General features: G+C 69.9%; 17 protein-coding genes. 13 read left to right on the plus strand and 4 right to left on the minus strand.

Translation table 11 applies throughout. The features are described from left to right. Positions 1-1,149 carry a type I-G CRISPR-associated RAMP protein Csb1/Cas7g gene (gene cas7g / locus CWT12_RS09080; protein WP_161924545.1) on the minus strand — a complete coding sequence of 383 codons (1,149 nt, stop codon included), beginning with the start codon at positions 1,147-1,149 and terminating at the stop codon, positions 1-3. Positions 1,150-1,516: 367 nt separating this feature from the next. Between cas7g and CWT12_RS09085 the strand changes: the two genes are divergently transcribed. The 5 genes from CWT12_RS09085 to CWT12_RS09105 all read left to right on the plus strand — a co-directional run bounded on the left by CWT12_RS09085 (position 1,517) and on the right by CWT12_RS09105 (position 5,963). Beyond that, positions 1,517-3,280 (plus strand): FAD-dependent oxidoreductase, encoded by a 1,764-nt coding sequence (locus tag CWT12_RS09085; RefSeq protein ID WP_272927749.1) that lies wholly within the window; start codon positions 1,517-1,519, stop codon positions 3,278-3,280. Positions 3,281-3,285: 5 nt separating this feature from the next. Continuing rightward, positions 3,286-3,654 carry a metal-sensitive transcriptional regulator gene (locus CWT12_RS09090; protein ID WP_161924546.1) on the plus strand — a complete coding sequence of 123 codons (369 nt, stop codon included), beginning with the start codon at positions 3,286-3,288 and terminating at the stop codon, positions 3,652-3,654. Positions 3,655-3,725: 71 nt separating this feature from the next. Further along, positions 3,726-3,905: a hypothetical protein gene (locus CWT12_RS09095; protein ID WP_161924547.1), complete on the plus strand. Its 180-nt coding sequence runs from the start codon at positions 3,726-3,728 to the stop codon at positions 3,903-3,905. Positions 3,906-4,157: 252 nt separating this feature from the next. Continuing rightward, on the plus strand, positions 4,158-5,300 hold the full coding sequence (locus CWT12_RS09100) for an AAA family ATPase (protein WP_161924548.1): 1,143 nt from the start codon (positions 4,158-4,160) through the stop codon (positions 5,298-5,300). Between the two features lie 75 nt (positions 5,301-5,375). Next, positions 5,376-5,963: a DUF4276 family protein gene (locus CWT12_RS09105; RefSeq protein ID WP_237564401.1), complete on the plus strand. Its 588-nt coding sequence runs from the start codon at positions 5,376-5,378 to the stop codon at positions 5,961-5,963. 115 nt (positions 5,964-6,078) lie between these two features. On the opposite strand, the gene CWT12_RS09110 is transcribed toward CWT12_RS09105, so the two are convergent. After that, positions 6,079-6,669: a flavin reductase family protein gene (locus tag CWT12_RS09110; protein ID WP_161924550.1), complete on the minus strand. Its 591-nt coding sequence runs from the start codon at positions 6,667-6,669 to the stop codon at positions 6,079-6,081. Between the two features lie 35 nt (positions 6,670-6,704). Between CWT12_RS09110 and CWT12_RS09115 the strand changes: the two genes are divergently transcribed. From CWT12_RS09115 to CWT12_RS09125, 3 genes are all read left to right on the plus strand, one after another. Next, a complete protein-coding gene (locus CWT12_RS09115) occupies positions 6,705-6,923 on the plus strand; it encodes a hypothetical protein (RefSeq protein WP_161924551.1) in 219 nt (72 codons plus the stop codon). 100 nt (positions 6,924-7,023) lie between these two features. Further along, entirely contained in the window at positions 7,024-8,439 is a 1,416-nt protein-coding gene (locus CWT12_RS14385) for an exonuclease SbcCD subunit D (protein ID WP_161924552.1), read from the plus strand. Continuing rightward, positions 8,439-11,753 carry an AAA family ATPase gene (locus CWT12_RS09125; protein ID WP_161924553.1) on the plus strand — a complete coding sequence of 1,105 codons (3,315 nt, stop codon included), beginning with the start codon at positions 8,439-8,441 and terminating at the stop codon, positions 11,751-11,753. The genes CWT12_RS14385 and CWT12_RS09125 overlap by 1 nt, the downstream gene beginning before the upstream one ends. A 175-nt stretch (positions 11,754-11,928) precedes the next feature. Here the strand turns inward: CWT12_RS09125 and CWT12_RS09130 are convergent, their stop codons facing one another. Next, positions 11,929-12,417 (minus strand): DUF6912 family protein, encoded by a 489-nt coding sequence (locus CWT12_RS09130; protein ID WP_161924554.1) that lies wholly within the window; start codon positions 12,415-12,417, stop codon positions 11,929-11,931. Positions 12,418-12,573: 156 nt separating this feature from the next. Between CWT12_RS09130 and CWT12_RS09135 the strand changes: the two genes are divergently transcribed. Next, a complete protein-coding gene (locus CWT12_RS09135) occupies positions 12,574-13,098 on the plus strand; it encodes a Fis family transcriptional regulator (protein ID WP_161924555.1) in 525 nt (174 codons plus the stop codon). Between the two features lie 41 nt (positions 13,099-13,139). On the opposite strand, the gene CWT12_RS09140 is transcribed toward CWT12_RS09135, so the two are convergent. Further along, positions 13,140-13,373, minus strand: a complete 234-nt coding sequence (locus tag CWT12_RS09140; RefSeq protein WP_161924556.1) for a helix-turn-helix domain-containing protein — start codon at positions 13,371-13,373, stop codon at positions 13,140-13,142. A gap of 112 nt (positions 13,374-13,485) precedes the next feature. On the opposite strand from CWT12_RS09140, the gene CWT12_RS09145 reads away from it, so the two are divergent. From CWT12_RS09145 to CWT12_RS14025, 4 genes are all read left to right on the plus strand, one after another. Further along, positions 13,486-14,157: a hypothetical protein gene (locus tag CWT12_RS09145; protein ID WP_237564112.1), complete on the plus strand. Its 672-nt coding sequence runs from the start codon at positions 13,486-13,488 to the stop codon at positions 14,155-14,157. Beyond that, the gene (locus CWT12_RS09150) at positions 14,157-15,878 is read left to right on the plus strand and encodes an AAA family ATPase (RefSeq protein ID WP_161924557.1); all 1,722 of its coding nucleotides are present in this window, start codon (positions 14,157-14,159) and stop codon (positions 15,876-15,878) included. The genes CWT12_RS09145 and CWT12_RS09150 overlap by 1 nt, the downstream gene beginning before the upstream one ends. 190 nt (positions 15,879-16,068) lie before the next feature. Continuing rightward, positions 16,069-16,851 carry a LysM peptidoglycan-binding domain-containing protein gene (locus tag CWT12_RS09155; protein WP_237564113.1) on the plus strand — a complete coding sequence of 261 codons (783 nt, stop codon included), beginning with the start codon at positions 16,069-16,071 and terminating at the stop codon, positions 16,849-16,851. Positions 16,852-16,906: 55 nt separating this feature from the next. After that, positions 16,907-17,545, plus strand: coding sequence for an Rv3235 family protein (locus CWT12_RS14025; protein WP_237564114.1), 639 nt, complete (start codon positions 16,907-16,909; stop codon positions 17,543-17,545). The last annotated feature ends 36 nt before the right edge of the window (positions 17,546-17,581 follow it).

Genomic DNA, 17,581 nt, shown 5'->3' on the forward strand with positions numbered 1-17,581 from the left:
TCACTCCCCCGTGGACTCGGCCTTGGTCAGGCTGAAGTCGATCGCCTGGCTCAAGGCTTTGTTGGGCTTCAGCTCCACGGTCTCCAGATGCAGCGGCACCCCGGCGTCCAGGGCCGCCTGCAGGGCGTCCTCGTACAAGTGGACTGCCGCGCTCGGGGACAGTGCGAAGGACTCCGCCACGCCGCCACGACCGATCCATTCCAGCTGCTCGGCCTGCATGACCAGGTCGCAGCCGCTGCGCAGCCACAGGCCGGCGTCGCCGAAGGCAAGCCGGTCACCCAGGAGGCCAAATGCGACGAGCAGGGCTCGGGCGACCTCGACGGCCGCGGGATCCATGGAGCCGAAGCCCAGTCGCCGGGTGGCGGTGAGGCTGAGGACGGCGGTGCGAGTCGCCTCACTGATGGTGACGCCGCCGTGGATGGGTTTCTTCGGGGCAATATTGCCGTGTCCAATCTCGCTGAGCTTGGTGTCCTTCTTCTTCTCGCTCACCGGCGAATAGGTCCAGTTATCGCCGTCACCGCTGCGCGATCCGGTCAGGTTCGCCGGGTCCATGCGCCCGGCCTTGCGCTCACCCTCAACCGGGTCCCAACCGATCATCTCGCTGGCGTACAGGCGCGGGAACTTCGCCTGCCGTCCCTTGCGTTGGGAGTTCCAGCCTCCGTAGACGAGGGTGGCGGGGTCATATGTCAGCAGCGCCGTCGCATCCTCCAACGACGCTGCCAGAATCGCCTTGCCGATCTCGGTCCGGTCGAACTCGACGCCGCCAAGCTCGCAGTCACGCCAGTAGGCATCGAAGGCGCGGTGCGGCGCCTCGAGGCCAATGAGTTCGAAGCTCGCCGCGTTTTCATGCGTCATCCGCAACATGGGCATGCGGATAACACCCTGCCGCCAAGCCCTCGCCTCCGCCTCCTCGCAGCGGTTGGCCTGGGACGGCACCTGGTCGAGGACCTTTGTCTTGTGCAGCACGCCGTCACGCCACCGGTCTTCTGAAGGCAAATAGGAAGAGTCATCTCCCGCGGTGGGGAACGTCGGCGGATACACACGCGCGCCCGGACCGCCGCTGGGCTGGTAGGTGGCCTCCACGCGGATCGCGGCCCACTCCGGGTCCGCGAGCTTGTCCCGCAGGGCGTCCAATGTGAGTTCAGTCATGATTTCTGCTCCTTCGATGGATGAGTGGTGCGCATGAGCGAGACATCCGCCGCTACCTGTGAGCTCAACCATATGCGGTTCATAGGACTTGAGTGATCGCCTGGTCGAGCTACGAGCGAGCACGCTCCGAGCATCGGCGTCGGCCCGAATGGCTCGGGGCCGGTTGCCGCCAATGGGTCAAGGGCGTGCCCAGGCTGTTTCTTGCTCACGTCACCCATGCTGTCAGGCACGACCGACACGAATTCGACCCCGTTAGCAGGGCGCGGGCCGGACTGGCCGCTTTAATACCCCCTGGGGTATTGTCCGGCGTGCGCCCCGATGGTGCCGGGCAACCGACAGCGCCGCAGAGGACCACCACGCGAAAGGCATGAAGATGACCCCACCCGCCACTTCACGGGATTCCGTCTCTGCACCTGAGGACGGCGCCCCGCGCCCATCCCCCACCGGCTCCGAGCGCCCCCTGCGGCTGGTCGTCGTCGGCGGCGTCGCCGGCGGGATGAGCTGCGCCGCCCGCGCGCGCCGCCTGAGCGAGGATGCGGAGATCATCGTCCTGGACCGCGGGCAGCACGTGTCCTTCGCCAACTGCGCCCTGCCCTACTACGTGGGCGGGGAGATCGAGGACCAGGATGATCTGCTGGTGCAGACCCCCGAGCGGCTGCGCGCCTGGCTCAACCTGGATGTGCGCACCGGCCACGACGTCTCCGGCATCGACCCCGCCGCCCAGGAGGTGATCGTGAGCACCGCCGCTGGCGAGCAGCGCATCCGCTACGACGCCCTGGTGCTGGCCCCAGGCGCGGAGGCCGCACGCCCGCCCGTCGACGGCCTGGACTCTCCGCGCGTTTCCACCCTGCGCACCGTCGAGGACGCCGTCCGCCTGCGCGAGTGGGCGGACGCGGGAGCGAAGTCGGCGGTCGTCCTGGGAGCGGGATTCATCGGCATTGAGGCCGCCGAGGTACTGGCCAAGCGCGGTATTGCCACCACCGTCGTCGAGTTCGCCGACCATGTGCTGCCGCCGCTGGAACGGGAGTACGCCTACCCGATCACCCAGGAGCTGCGTCGGCTGGGCATTGACGTTCGCGCGGGAGCTGCGGCCCACTCCATCGTCCACGGCGCCGACGCGGACGAGGTGCTCCTGTCAGACGGGACTAGCGTGCGGGCCGACCTGATCGTTCTAGCCACGGGGGTGCGTCCGGACACCGACGCCTTCGTCTCCTCCGGCCTGGAGCTGGAGCGTGGGGCGATCGTCGTCGACGAGCACGGCCGCACGAATCTGCCGCACGTGTACGCCGTCGGCGACGCCACCGTGTCGACCGATCCGGTGACCAGGGCCCGCCGCCCCGTCCCGCTGGCGGGCCCGGCGAACCGCGCGGGGCGGCTGGTGGCCGACTTCATCATGGATCCTGCGCATGCCCGGCCGATTCCCGCGCCGCTGGGCACCGCCATTGTGCGCGTCGGGAAGATGACGGCGGCGATGACCGGCGCCAACCGCGCCGCGCTGGATGCGGCGGGCATCGAGTACACGACCATTCACCTGCACCCCAACCAGCACGCCGGCTATTTCCCAGGGGCCACCCAGCTGCACCTTTCGGTCAGCTTCACCCCAGACGGGCGCATCCTGGGCGCCCAGTGCGTCGGGCGCGACGGCGTCGACAAGCGCATCGACGTACTGGCCACGGCCATCCGCGCCGGCCTGGGCGTCGCGGACCTGATCGACCTGGATCTGGCTTACACCCCGCCCTTCGGTCAGGCGAAGGACCCGGTGAACCTGGCGGGGATGCTGGGCTCGAACGTGCTGGATGGAAGCGTGGAGGTGTGGGACGTGCGCGACCTGGAGCAGGTCCGGCGCACCCACCTGCTGCTGGACGTGCGCACGCGGGCCGAGGTCGTCCGTGGCATGGTGCCGGGGGCGCTCAATATCCCGCATACCGAGCTGCGAGCCCGTATCGATGAGGTGCGGCAGGCCGCTGCCGGCCGCCCTGTCGGTGTGATCTGCCAGGTGGGGGTGCGGGCGAATATCGCCCACCGGATCCTGGTGGGCAATGGGCTGAAGTCCTCGGTCCTGACCGGCGGCATGATCACCCTGCGCGCCTGGCTGGGTGACGACGCCGACTCCTTCCTGGTGGGAGCGTGATCGCCGTGGCCAAGACTCAAGATGCTGCAACTCGAGGTGCCGCCGCGACGACGGCGCCGGCCTTCGAGTGTGATCCGGAGACGAAGCGGCGGATCGTCAACCGGCTCAAGCGGGCGCGCGGCCAGCTGGACGCCGTCATCGACGCCGCCGAGCGCGGAGCCTCCTGCAAGGAGACGATCACGCAGCTGTCAGCGGTCACGCATGCGCTGAACCGGGCCGGGTTCGTCATTGTCGCCAGCGCGATGCGCAACTGTGTCGACGCCGAGCAGGCGGCATCCGCCGGCGACGGCGGGGCCGGAGCCGCGGCGGACGAGGCGGTCGCACCGGCGATGACCGTCGACGAGCTGGAGAAGATCTTCCTGTCCCTGGTCTAGGCGCCAGGGCGCGCCGGACACCGCCACTTTCTTTCGACCCGATCAACCGAAACCAAAACAAGGAGAACATCATGTGTCGCAAGGTGACGTGCAAGAAATGCGGCAAGCCCACCTGGGCGGGCTGCGGGCAGCACATTGAGCAGGCGCTGGCGGGCGTGCCCAAGTCGCAGCGCTGCCAGGGCCACGACGACGAGCCCGCCTCGTCCGCCGCGCCATCGGGCTTCCTGCGCGGACTCTTCGGGCGGAAGTAGCGCGCCAAACTGTCCGAGTTCGGCATAAACGCGTTCACCGCGTCGAACCGCGACTTCGCGATCGTTGGAATGACGCGGCTCTCCGAGAGCCCCTCCGGCCGACCGGGGACGTTTATGCCGATCTCAGACATTCTTCCCCGGCCCCGTCCGCAGTTCGGCGGCAACACCGGGCCCCGGAAGATCTCAGGACTCAAAGGCGATCACCTGACTTGGGCACACCGCCGGAGGGCAGTAACACGGTAGCCTGGTGCCATGCCCGCCCAGGAGTCGCTCGGAAGAATCGTCATCCAGGGGTACCGCTCGATTCGCGATCTCGACCTGGAGTTGACGAGTGATGTCACCGTCCTCATCGGTGCCAACGGGTCCGGCAAGTCCAACCTCGTCAGCGCCCTTGAGCTCATCTCCCGCGTCTGGGACGACACATTCCAGAACTACCTCACGGATCGGGGCGGGATCGCGCCGTCCCTCCGCGACGAGGACGGCGCCGCCCGCATCACGATCTTCGGCGCAGGCACCCCGGGGTGTCCCATCAACGGCTACCGCGTAGTCCTCGCGCTTGACGACGACGACGCTCCCCGCGTCACAGAGGATCTCCTGTCCCAACAGCCATCGCACGATCACCCCTTCTGGGAGAGGATATCCCGAAGCGACATGCATGGGAGAGGTAAGACCGTCCCGCACGAGGGCCAGGGCAAACGTACTATCGCATATCACGTCGCACCTATCGTCTCCGGATGTCGCGCATTCCACTTCGACGACGTCTCCCCCAACGCCCCTGTGCGGCAGTACAGCAACACCGCAGATGATCTTGCGCTTCACTCCGACGCCTTAAACATTGGCCCATTCCTGCTCAAGACTCGCGAAAATCACCCCCACCGCTACGAGCAGATCGTCTCGACCGTACGCTCAGCGGCGCCATTCTTTGAGGATTTCGTGCTGGAGCCGAACCAGAATGATCGCCTCCGACTACGCTGGCGGCAGCGCGGACTCGACCGCGTCTTCTCCTCCCGAGAGATGAGCGACGGCACCCTGCGTTTCGTGTGCCTGGCGACTCTACTGCTGGGTCCGGATCTTCCCTCGACCGTAGTTCTGGACGAGCCCGAACTCGGCCTGCACCCTGCAGCGATCACGCTGCTCGCGGAGATGATACACGCCGCAGGCAGGATGGGGCATCGCGTCCTAGTAGCCACCCAGTCGGTGTCCTTGCTGTCACACTTCGAGATCGGCGAAGTTCTGGTACTGAACCGAGTCGACGGCGCCACGGTCACCACGCGCCCCGACCCCGAGATCCTAGCGGGTTTCCTCGAGGAGTACTCGGTAGGAGCCCTGTGGGAGATGAACCTGCTCACAGGTCATCCGTCCTTCCACGAACAGCCGATCGAGGTTATCCGATGACAGCTCCCAGACAAGTCATGGTGCTCGTTGAAGGACAAACCGAGAAAGACATCTTGGATGAGCGTTTTCGCCCCCATGGCGAAGTCTCGTTCAGTGTACGTTTACCCGATTCCCGTCACTACATCCCAAACACCCAAAGGACCCAACCGGGGCGGCGGCACCTGGGGACACTATGATAACGGCGTGCGTAACTTACTTAAAGGCACCCATCTGAGCAGTGTTGGTCTGCTGATAGACTTCTACGGCTACCCGCGCAATGCACTCGGTTACGTTTCCAACGGCAAAGGGGAGTCGTACCGGCTGTCCTTGGAACAGGCCCTTCGAGACCGCCTCGAGGACCCCAGGTTCCACCCACTCGTCGTTAAGCATGAGATCGCGGCACTGGCACTCGCATCCATCTTCGCCGGTCATTCGACGGGAGCCTTCTCAGCGAAGGCGCTGAGGCAACTCATCAAAGCTGTCGAGGCAAGCGGCGGCGCAGAGGAGGTCAACAACGGGCCGGACACGAGCCCGTCCAAGCGTATTCTCCGGGCCTGTCCCGAATACCACAAAGTGCAACATGGCCGGGCGCTTGCAGAGTTGGAGGGTGCGGAAGAGCTTCTAGGGCAGTGCCCCATGTTCGCGGCCTGGTGGAAGAGCCTTCTCGAGGATGCGCCGTCCTGAGCCGCCGTCGACGGTGCGCACCGCGCACTCGCGAACCACATCCATACGCCCGCTGCACGCCGCCCGTTAAGCACCTCGAATTCGTCTCGGAGGTCTGTGAGAGGCTGCGGGCACGTTAATGCCAAGCTCGGACATTCTTCCTTACCCCCACCCGCAGCTCTCCGACAACGCCGGGTTCACAGAAGAAGGCCGGAGCGAGTCGTGCGTAGGCATCCTTTGTGGGGAGCCGTAAAAGCTCCTCGTGCATCGCAAGCAGGTCGATCCTTCCGAATAGGAAGACTTCTCCACCATCAAACCGCACTGTTCGAGTCAGGCTGCAGTCCGCGTACGCCGGGCACTCCAGCAGATGCGGCACCCCGCCCACGCGTGACTCTTCCAGCGTCAGGCCCGCCACGGCCAGCCTGCTTTCCCTGGGTGCATCCGCGACCTCTGGGGCCCGCTCGGCCTGCCGGGCGGTAGGGAAGTTCAGAGTGAAGCGTTCGGTAGCGGTCGCATTGGCGCAGGTCTGATGCTGCTCGGAACATCCGAACCCGATGATCGGCCCGCGGAAGGCGGCCATTGACACCCAGCTCTTCGGCGCCAGGTTCACCTCGCCGTCGGCATCGCGAGTCGTCACATACACGATCTGTCCGGGCACCGGGGACGGACGCCACTGCCACTTGTCCGCGGGCAGTGGATGAAAAGGCGAAGCCGCGATCTGATCCATGCCTTGCCCCACAGCCGCCAGTATAAGGTCGAGGCATGAACCGAAGTGTTACGGTCACTGCGACCCGCTGGTCGGGTGGCTGGGAGCTTGAGCTCGACGACGACCACCACACCCAGGTAGCCCACCTCGACCGGGCACGCCAGCAGGTCGTCGATTACCTCGATACCGTTGACGCGGCCACCGACCACTCCAGCTGGGAGATCGACATCGTCCCCCAAGTCGACTCCCTAGCCCAGGTTCGTGCCGTCGATTGACCGCTACGCATCCAGCACGCTGGCCGCTGGGCAGCATCCCCTGGACGCCACCCGCTAAGACCCTGGAATTCGTGTCGGAGGCTTGTGAGAGGCTGCGGGCATGCGGATCCTCCATACTTCCGACTGGCACCTCGGGCGCACCTTCCACGGCCGGGTGCTCGATGACGCCCAGGCTGTCTTCGCCGAGCACCTGATCGAGGTGGTCAAGGCCGAGGGTGTCGACGCCGTCGTCATCTCCGGGGACGTCTACGACCGCGCCATCCCGCCCACCGCCGCCGTACGCCTGCTCGACGACACCCTGTGCCGCCTGGCCGAATGCACCCGCGTCGTGCTCACCCCCGGCAACCACGACTCCGCCCAGCGGCTCGGCTTCGCCGCCGCCCTGCTGCGCGAAGGACTGGACCTGCGCGTGCGCGTGGCCGACGTCGACCGGCCCGTCGTCATCCCCGACGCCGCCGGCCATCCCGGCCTGTACGTCTACGCCCTGCCCTACCTGGATCCCGACGCCGCCCGCGAGTCCCTGCCACCCCTGCTGGCCGCACGCCTCGGGGAGGGGATCGTCGAACCGGAGGCGCAGGCCGACGCCGCCTCTCCCGCCGACCCGGCGGCCTTCCCCGGTCCCCCCGATGCAGCCGCGCCCGTACCCGCCGGCGGTCCCGCCCTGCTGCCGCGCAGCCACGAGGCGGTTGTCTCCGCAGCACTGCGGCCGGTGGCGCACGACTTGGCTGAGCGGCGGGCCGACGACCCGTCCAGGGTGCCCGCGCTGGCCATGGCGCACGCCTTCGTCGTCGGCGGGCAGGCGAGCCCCGACTCCGAGCGGGACATCCGCGTCGGCGGGGTGGACTCCGTGCCGGCGGGCGTGTTCACCACGCTCGGCGGCTCGCCCCTGGCCGACGCCTCCGGCGGGCTCGACTACGTGGCCCTCGGACACCTGCACCGCCCCCAAGAGCTGCACTCCCCCGCCGCCGGGGCCGACACCGCCACGGCCGACGCGCCTGCCGCTGATGCGCACCCGTCCGCCGCGCACGCCCCCGCACGCCCGCGCCTGGTCTACTCCGGCAGCCCGCTGCCCTTCTCCTTCCCCGAGGCCGACGCCACCAAGTCCTCCGTGCTGCTGGAACTGGGCCCCACCGGCGTGACCCGCATGGAACGGATCCCCACCCCCACCCCCTACCGGGCCACCACGCTGCACGGCACACTCGATCAGCTCCTCGCCCCCGCGAACGCGATCTACACCCGCGACTGGGTGCGCGTGGAACTCACCGGCCCCATGCCCCCCGGCACCATGGCCCAGCTCAAGGAACGGTTCCCCAACCTGCTGGCCTTCTCCCACACCCGCCCCGAACAGGCCGAGCGCGAAACCATCACCGTCACCCGCGCCTCCGACCCGGTGGACGTGGCCGACCGCTTCCTGACCGAGATGCTCGGTCACCGCCCCACCCCGGCCCAGCACGCCATCATGGCCGCGGCCTACGACGCCGCCCGCGCCGAAACCCAGCTCAAGGAGGACCGCTGATGCGCCTACACCGCCTGACCATCACGGGGGTGGGCCCCTTCCCCGGCACCGAGACCATCGACTTCGACCGCTTCGCCGACTCCGGCCGCTTCCTGCTGACCGGCCCCACCGGATCGGGCAAGACCACCATCATCGACGCCATCGTCTTCGCCCTCTACGGGGAGGTCGCGGACTCAGACGGGTCCTCCAAGCAGCGCATCCGCTCCACCCTGGTGGCCCCCACCGCCCCCAGCGAGGTCGAGCTCGTCTTCTCCACCTCCGCCGGCGTCTACCGGGTTGTGCGCACACCCGAGTACATGCGCCCCAAACGGCGAGGCAGCGGCACCACCAAGCAGAACGCCTCCGTGAAGCTGTGGCGGCTGTCCGCCCCGGACGGGAAAGCCCTAAGCGAGCCGATCACGCGCATCGATGAGGCAGGCCAGGAGATCCTCCGGATCGTGGGTCTGGACCGTGGCCAGTTCACCCAGACCGTCATCCTGCCGCAGGGGAAGTTCGCCCAGTTCCTGCGCGCCGAATCCAAGCAGCGCCGCCAGCTGCTGCGCGACGTATTCGGCACGGGCGTCTTCGATCACATGCAGGAGGCGCTGCGTATCCGCGGCCGTGCCCTGGAGCAGCAGGCGGAGTCTGCCCGCCAGGTACTGCGCGCCCGCGCCGAGATCCTGGCACCCCTGCTTTCCGAATCCGGCCCCCCGGCGACTACCGACACAGGCGACGCCGCCACCGACTCCCCCGCCGGCGGCCCCGTAGGCACCGCCGCCGACATGCAGTCCCCTGCAGCAAGCGCCGACTCTCCCGGGGAAGACGGCGGCGAACCAGTCTCCCCGCCGCCCTCTCCCGCCGCACAGCTGGAGGCCCTCGTGTCCGCCCGCGTGCCAGATGCCGGGGCCATCACATCCATAGCTCACGCCGCCGTCCAGGCCGCGCAGGCACCGACCGAACCGGCGCAGCATGCCCTGGAGGCGGCCGGCGCCGCGCGCCAGGAGGCGGTCGACGCCGTCAACGCCGCCATCGCCCTGCAGGACCGCCTGGACCGGCGCGCACGCCTGGTGGCCGAGCAGCAGCAGCTCGACGCCAGCGCCGCCCAGGACGCCGCCGACGCCGCCCGTGCGAAAGCGGCCCGGCAGGCCGCCTCCGTCATCCCCGTGCTGGCCCGCGCCCAGGACTCCGCCGACGCCGCCCGCACCGCACACACGCAAGCCATCACGGCCTTGGAGGAGAACCGCCCGCCCACCACCGGCTCCGACCCCGGGAACAACACCACAACCCCACTCACCATCGCCGAATACGAACCCGCCCGCGCATCGCTGGAGGCGCTCACCGCCCTGATCCCAGCCACCGACACACCCGCACCGGCCGGCGCGGATTACGCGGAGGCGCCCCCCGCCCTGGACGCCCTCACACAGGCCGCCCGCACCATCACCACCCGCAGCCACGCCCTGCGCACCCGGGCGGGAACACTCAGCGCCGTCGTCGAGCTGGAAGACGGACTGGCCGCCCGCGCCCAGGAGGCGGTGACCGCCCGGCAGCGCCTCACCGCCAACCAGGCAGACACCGAAGACGCCGCCGCCCAACTGGCGCAGCGGCCCGAGTTGCAGACCGAGCTGGAAGAGGCGCTGGCCGCAGCGCGCGCCGCCCAGGCAAGAGTGCCCGAGCTGCGCCTGCAGCGGGCCGCCTGCGCCGAGCGCCTCGAGGCATCCCAACGCGCCGACGCACTGGACGTCCAGATCGCCGCCGCGCATGACGCCGTCGAGGCCGCCACCGCCGCGGCGCGCGACGCCAACGCGCTCGTCTCCCAGCAGCGCGAGGCCTGGATCAGCGCCACCGCCGGCTCGATCGTCACTGAGCTCGTGGACGGGCAGCCCTGCCCGGTGTGCGGCTCAACCGAGCACCCCGCCCCCGCCGTCCCCGACCAGGGGACCGTCTCCCGCGCGGACGTCGAGGCCGCCGAGGCGGCGCAACGCCAGGCCGACGCCAAGCTGGCGGCACAGGTCAAAACCCACGAGGCACTGGTCGCCGAGCAGGCCACGGCCCGCACCGCCGCCGGGCAGTCCCCCACGGCACAGCTCGCCCAGGCGCTGGAGGCCGCGCAGCGTGAACTCGACTCCGCACAGCAAGCCGCCGCACCAGCGCCAGAACTGGAGTCCCAGCTCGCCGACTTCACCAGCACAACCGAGCAACTGCGCGAACAACTCGCGCAGCGCCGGGCCGAGCTAGCGCAGGAAGGCGCCCGGCTGGAGTCCCAGTTCGAGGCTCTCGCCCGGGACCGGGAGAACTGCCGCACCGTGCAGGGCGCCTACAACTCCGTCGCCGACCACATGCGCGCCCTGAGCGACGCCGCCGAGGCCGCCGGCCAGCTCGCAGCCCTACTCGCTCAGGCCGCCGAGGCCACCCGGACGGCCACGCAAGCCCGTACCGAACTGGCAGATGCCGTCACCCAGGCCGGCTTCGTCTCCGCCACGGACGCGAACGCCGCCTACCTGCCCGGCCAGAAGCTGACGGAACTGGAGCAGAAGGTCGCCGAGGCGGCCGCACGGCGCGAACGCGTCCGGCACGGCCTGACCCAGGATGAGGCGATCGCCTCCCTCACCGGAGAGGAGGAAGCCGACGTCGTCGGCGCGCGCCAACGGCTGGATGCCGCCGAATCCGCCTACCAGGCGGCGGTGGAGAAGCGGGAGCAGGCCCGCTCCCACCTGGCCCGCGTGCAGGAGGCCGCCGACGCCGTCAGCGACGCCGCCACCGCCCTAACCGCCGTGGTCAAGGACTCCGCCGCCCTGTGGGAGGTCGTCGCCGTGGCTTCCGGCTACAACGACTCCGCCACCCCCCTGGCCACCTGGGTGCTGCTAGAGCGGTTCAAGGAAGTTCTCGTCTTCGCCAACCAGCGCCTGTCCCAGATGTCTGCGGGGCGTTATGAACTCGTCCACGTAGACGACGAGGTCGGCTCCAGGAGCCGCACCGACCGCGGACTGGGGCTCGGCATCATCGACCGCTTCTCCGACTCCGGTGTGCGCGGCCCCAAGACGCTGTCCGGTGGGGAGACCTTCTACGTATCCCTGTCCCTCGCCCTGGCCCTGGCCGACGTAGTCACCGCCGAGTCCGGCGGAGTGACCATGGAAACACTGTTCATCGACGAGGGCTTCGGCTCCCTGGACCCCGAAACCCTCCAAAACGTACTGGCCGAGCTGGGCCGCCTACAGGCCGGCGGACGCACCGTCGGCATCGTCTCCCACGTGGAGGAGCTGCGCCGGCAGGTAGCAGACCGCATCGAGGTCACCCGCTCGCCCGCGGGCTCCAGGCTGCGCGTCATCGCCTCCTGACTGAGCCGCCGCCGGCAGCTCACCCCTCCCTGTGCGATCAGTGCCGGTCTCGACACGTCACTTGTGCCGGTCTCGGCACGTCACTTGTGCCGGTCTCGGCACGTCACTTGTGCCGGTCTCGGCACGTCACTTGTGCCGGTCTCGGCACGTCACTTGTGCCGGTCTCGGCGTGTGATTAGTGCCGGTTTCGCGGGGTGGCGGCCAGCTCCTGCGCAAGCGCGGCACGCTCAGAGACGTCATACCAAAGCAGGTCCGCATCCGCGGCACGCTCAAAGGCAGCCTCATCCCCGGTGCGCGCGGCGCGCACATCGGACTCCGCCTCCGCCTCGTCCACCAGCAGCGCAGCCACCTGGTCCCACTCCACCGGCGCGGTCACCTCAACCGTGCCCGGAAGCACGTCGCCCACCACCGGCACCTCCCGCACCTGCGCATCCTCAACATCCGCGGCGATCACTACGCGTCGATCCGCCTCCGCCTCCGCGCCAGGCGCGGCCAGCAGCAGCACCGAGGAGTCCGCGGCGCACAGGCTCGCAGAGACCTCCAGCCCCTCCTGATCCTCCTCGGGAAACGCGTCGGCCAGCGCGGGCGTGACCGCATGGGCTATACGGGGGCTGATCCGGACGGCGGACAGGTCGGAGGCAGTGGCAGGAAGGTAAGCACGCATGGGCCAAGTGTGCCCGATTCCAGCCGGTGCGCGGCACGACCCGGACGGCAGGGCAACACTGAAATCCGGGGCGCCGCGCCCAGCAAGCGCAGCGGGCCCCCACCCCAACGCCTCTACCCGCTTGGCGTGGCACCACAGGTGTGGTGAGCTGCGGTCATGAACTGGGACAGCCTCCTGGCCGATCTGGAAAGCCGCTTTGACGCAGAGCGCCGCGCCGACCTCGCCGCCGAGGCCGCAGAGCTCGCCGAGGCGGAAGTAGCCAGCCTGCGCCTGGCCGACCGGCTACACGGCGCCGTCGGCCGCACCGTGCACCTGCGCACCCGCGGCGGAACGTCCGTGGACGGCGTCGTCAGCCGCGCCGAGGAAGCCTTCGTACTGCTCACCGAGAGCGAGGGTATGCAGTCACTTGTGCCGTTGCACGCAATCGCCCTGGCCACACCCCTGCCGGGCCCAGCACCCGCGCTGGCCGGACGCCGCCCCACCATCCAGGCGGTACTGCGGCGGCTCGCGCGCGCCGGCGCACGCGTGCGCGTGGTATTCGCTGCAGGCGAGTTCACTGGACGGCTCGCCCGCGTGGGGGCCGACTACATCGACGTCATCCACGACGGCGCCGCCCCGGGGCGCGCTCCCGGCGCGGTCACCATCGCCCTGCCGATGATCGAGGTGATACGCAGCCGCTGAACGCATCAGCGGCGCCGCGCACGCCCAGTCCGGGACCCGGGCTAGGCGTCCGCGCCCCTGGTCGCCCGCAGCGATCCGGCCGCCACCATCGCGCGAGTCGCCGCGAGCTGGCGCTCCACGTACTCATCAAAGGCGCTCTCCGGCACGCGCCACAAGTGGCGGGCCCCCACTTGAATCGCCGGGAGCTCACCCGACTGGATCAAGGCCCGCACCCCCTGGGCAGACAGCTGCAGGTGCTCGGCTACTTCAGCGATGGTCAGAAAACTCTCCGGCATGGCACTATGCTCTCACCATCTTGCCGTATACGCCATAGCTGAACATACTTGTGGATAATCAATTACACTCCCAAGGTGTTCAACGGCAGCACACATGATCAAGGAGGGCCCAGTGAGTTCCGCGCGACGAAGCGCACCCAGCCCGGCTGGGGCCGCACGCCCAACCCCACGCAGGCGCCCGCGCCGCCCCACCTGGCGTGACCCGCGCCTGGCCGGCGGACTGGTGCTGATCGGAACCGCGGTGGCCCTGGGCGCCTGGGCCGTCAACGCCGCGGCAGACACCGAGCAGATCTACATCCTCTCCCGCGACGTCGCCCCCGGCACCGACCTGACCGCGGACGGCGTGCTGACCCTGGTTGACTCCCACCCCGGCACCACCGTGTACGTGGCGGCGGGAGAGCTGCCCGAGGACGCCGTCGCAACCCGTTCCCTCCAGGCCGGCGAGCTGCTGCCATCCGGGGCGATCGGCCAGGCGGCGGATGTCGACCTGCGGTCAGTTGTGCTCAATCTCGCCTCGGGACTGCCCGCGGGTACGGCCGCGGGAGACATCGTGGACCTGTGGGCCCTGCCCGCCGCCCAGGTCACGGCACAAGAGCCCGGCCAGGCCGAGGTTGTTGCACGCGGGCTGCTGATCGCCTCGATAGGCGAGGCGGGCCCCAGCCTCATCGGCGGCTCCAGCCTGCAGGTGGAGGTGCTCGTGCCTGAGGAGGCAGTCGCCGACGTGCTCAGCGCCGTCGGCGCGGCCGGCCCGCTCGTGCTGGTGCCCACCGGACAGGGACAGTGATGACCGAGCCGCAAGCAGCCCCATCCAGTCCGCACGGGGTCCTACTCGCGCTTTCCGGTGACGACTCCAACATCCTGCGCGCCCTCGACGCACCCGGTTCGGGGCTGAAAGTGGTGCGTCGGTGCGCCGACACGCCGGAACTACTCAGCGCCGCCATGGCCGGCCTGGCCACACTCGTCGTCACCGACACCGCCTTCGACGACCTCGACCGCACGGTGCTTGACCGCCTGCGCCGCGCCGGCGCGTTCGGACTACTGCTCGCGCCCGATGCCGAGCGCGAGCGGTGGGCGGGAGCAGGCTGGCCCGTGGAATCCGCCGAAACGGCCGCGGCCGGCATCTGCGCCCGCTTGCAGAGCATCGCGCGCGGCCTCGAGGACCCGCCCCAGCCGCCATTTCCTCCGGCAGCACCGCGCGCATCCGCACCGAGCCCGCCGACGGCCGAGCGGGACCTGTGGGACGAGTTCGACGCCGCGACTCCCACGGCACCACTCGCCCCCACGCCGGATCTGGCTCCGAGGCCGGTGCGCGCGCACGCGAATGAGGCGGACAAGCCTCGAGGACGGCTGGTAGCCGTGTGGGGCCCGCAGGGCGCCCCCGGACGCTCCACGATTGCCGCCGCACTGGCCGCCGGACTCAGCGCCGGCACGATTTTGGTGGATGCAGATACTCAGGCCCCCTGCCTCACGCAGTTACTGGGCCTACCCGAGGACTCCTCCGCCCTGGCTACCGCTGCACGGCTCGCCTCCCGCGGCCGCCTGGACCCCGAGGCGCTGGGCCGCATCCTCATACCGGTGAGCGAGGACCGGCGCCTACTGTCCGGTCTGGGCCGAGCGGGCCGATGGCGCGAGCTACCGGCGGCAGCCATGCCGGAGGTGTGGGAACAGTGCCGGCGCGCGGCCGCCTGGACCGTCGTGGACGTGTCCGGGGGCCAGGTCGACGACGCCGTCGACGACTTCACCCTGGAGCCCGGTCCCGGCGCCGTAACCGCTCACCTGCTGCGCAACGCCGATGTGGTGGTGATCGTCGGCGCCGGCGATCCGATCGGCATACGGCGGCTCTTGCAGCTCATCGACGATCTGGATGGGGGCACCCGGCCGACCGGGCGCATTGAGGTGGTTGTCAATCGGGTGCGGGCCTCCGCCGCCGGCCCTTCACCACAGCAGGCCGTCAGGGAGGCACTTGCACGCTTCGGCGGCATAGAAGAAGTCACGCTACTGCCCGACGACGCGGCTACCGCAGACCGCTGCCTGCTGGAGGGGCGCAGCGTGCTTGAGGCTGCACCGGGATCTCCTCTGGGCCGGGCACTGGCGGAGCTGGTGGACCAGATCGACCCGCGCTCGGGGGCCAGGCGCAGCGCGGGACGAGCAGCCCGCGGGGCCCGGCTCCGCCGCCTGACAGCGCGAAGGGCGCCCCGACGCCCCAGGACAGCCGGCGCCAGCCCCAGCCGCACCTCGCCCAACCACAGTGCGCCCGGTGGCGGTCGGCCGGAAGATGCAGCTAGCGCCGTCGTCAACCGCGGCGCCCCTGTAGCCCAGACGCCCGGCCCGCTCGTCGGAGCCAGCACCCCTGCGCCCCCACCGCCACCGGCGGAGACCGGCCCGGACGTGCCGCAGGCGCCGCCTACCGCCGCTACCAGAGCAGACTCCACCGGCCTCCTCGCCCCGCCGCCCGGCCCGGCCGACTCCCGGGCACGCAACCAGGGCGGACGGCACCGCGCCTGAGCGCCGCACACTCACTGAAACCCTCACCGCCAACCCGCAGGCGCCGGTACGAAACCCGGCGACTGCGGGTTGAGTGCATCCAACCGGCACTCAGGCACACCCAGCCTCATTCAACACACACTTGACACATCTCAATCGCTCTACAATGATCTAACATCATCAAACATCATCACCAGCGATGGAGCGAGTCATGTGTGCAGCTACTGCATCAACGCGGACTACTCAAACCCTGCGGCACGTACGCAGCCACGTTGCGCTTGGCACGATCGGCGTGCTGTCCGCAGCGCTGATCCCAGTGCTGGCGAGCACCGCCGCCAACAGCGCCCGCAGCCTCCTGGAGCTGCCGACCGCCTGGTGGGGCAGCGCCCATCTGACTGCCGCAATCACAGCCCTCGCCTGCACCGCCGGAGCCCTGGGTGCACTCTGGCACCTGCTATCCGTGCTCCTCGCGCTTGCGGCCGGGGCCGGCAACCGTCATGGCGCCTCCGCCCCCGGCAATCCGCCGAGCAGGAGCACCCGAGCAGCTGCGCGGGCACTACAACGGTGGGGCGCGCCCCTGGTGCGGCGGATCACCGCCGGCGTGCTGGTCGCGGGAATCACCACCAGTCCGGCACTCGCCGCCCCGGAATCGGAGGTCGGCACCGATGACCTCGGCTGGCAGCCGACCGTGACGGTACCGACTGACCCCGACGCCGCGGCCCCGAGCTCGCCCCCGTCCGCCCCCGCACCAGACTCCGCACCAGACTCCGCGCAGGAACCCGGCTCATCGGAGTCCCATACCGTGGCCGTCGGCGAGTCACTGTGGTCGATCACCGCCGAGCTGCTGGGCCCGCAGGCCTCGCCGGCGCAAATCGCGGACGCCTGGCCGCGCCTGTACCAGGCCAACACCCAGGAGATCGGCACCGACCCGGGGCTCATCCACCCCGGGACCGACCTGGACGTCCCCACACTCACCGACCAGCCCAATTCCTGAACAAACACCCGCTGCGCGCACAGACGCGCGCCCGTCACCGCGCAGGAGAAGCGTCATGTCCATCCTCACCGTTCCCGATACCCGCCCCGACGCCGTCCCCGCCGCAGCGCGTAGGCACCTACGCGCGCTCGAGGCAAAGGAGGATGCCGCGCACCCGGCCGGCCGGAACCGGCGCCGCACCGGCCCGACGCCACCGCTACGGCCCGTCCCGGGCCTGCGCACCTCGACGAGCAGCCCCGCCGGGGCGCTGGTTCCGCGTCCGGTCCTGGAGGGCACCGAGCGGGCCGAGGAGTGGGACCGGCTGCACTTTCGCCCTTCCCTGGGCACCGGCGGCACCGCCAGTCGGCAGGCGTCGACCGCCGGAGATGACATGCCGGACCCGGCACGTTTCGCCGCCGTAGTCGTGACCGCCGCTGCAGAAGTACTACACGGCCAGCGCCGAGCCGACCACCTGGCGCGCTGGACCACGCCGGAGCTGTTCGAGGCGCTGTCCCGGCGGGCAGGACTGGCACGCAGGCTCCTGGGACAGGCGCCGACGCGCGTACGCCCGCGCTCGGCCCACGCCCAAAAGTCCGATAACGGCACCTGCGAGGTGACGATCCTGCTCGACGACGGCGCCCGCGTGCGCGCTGCGGCGGCCCGGCTTGAGGCCTTTCGGGGCCGCTGGCTGCTGGCCGCCCTGGAGATCGCCTGAGGCTCGAGCCAGTTGGCATCCGCCCACCGGGCGGCG

It is taken from the genome of Actinomyces sp. 432, from assembly GCF_009930875.1.
Taxonomy (GTDB): Bacteria; Actinomycetota; Actinomycetes; order Actinomycetales; family Actinomycetaceae; genus Actinomyces.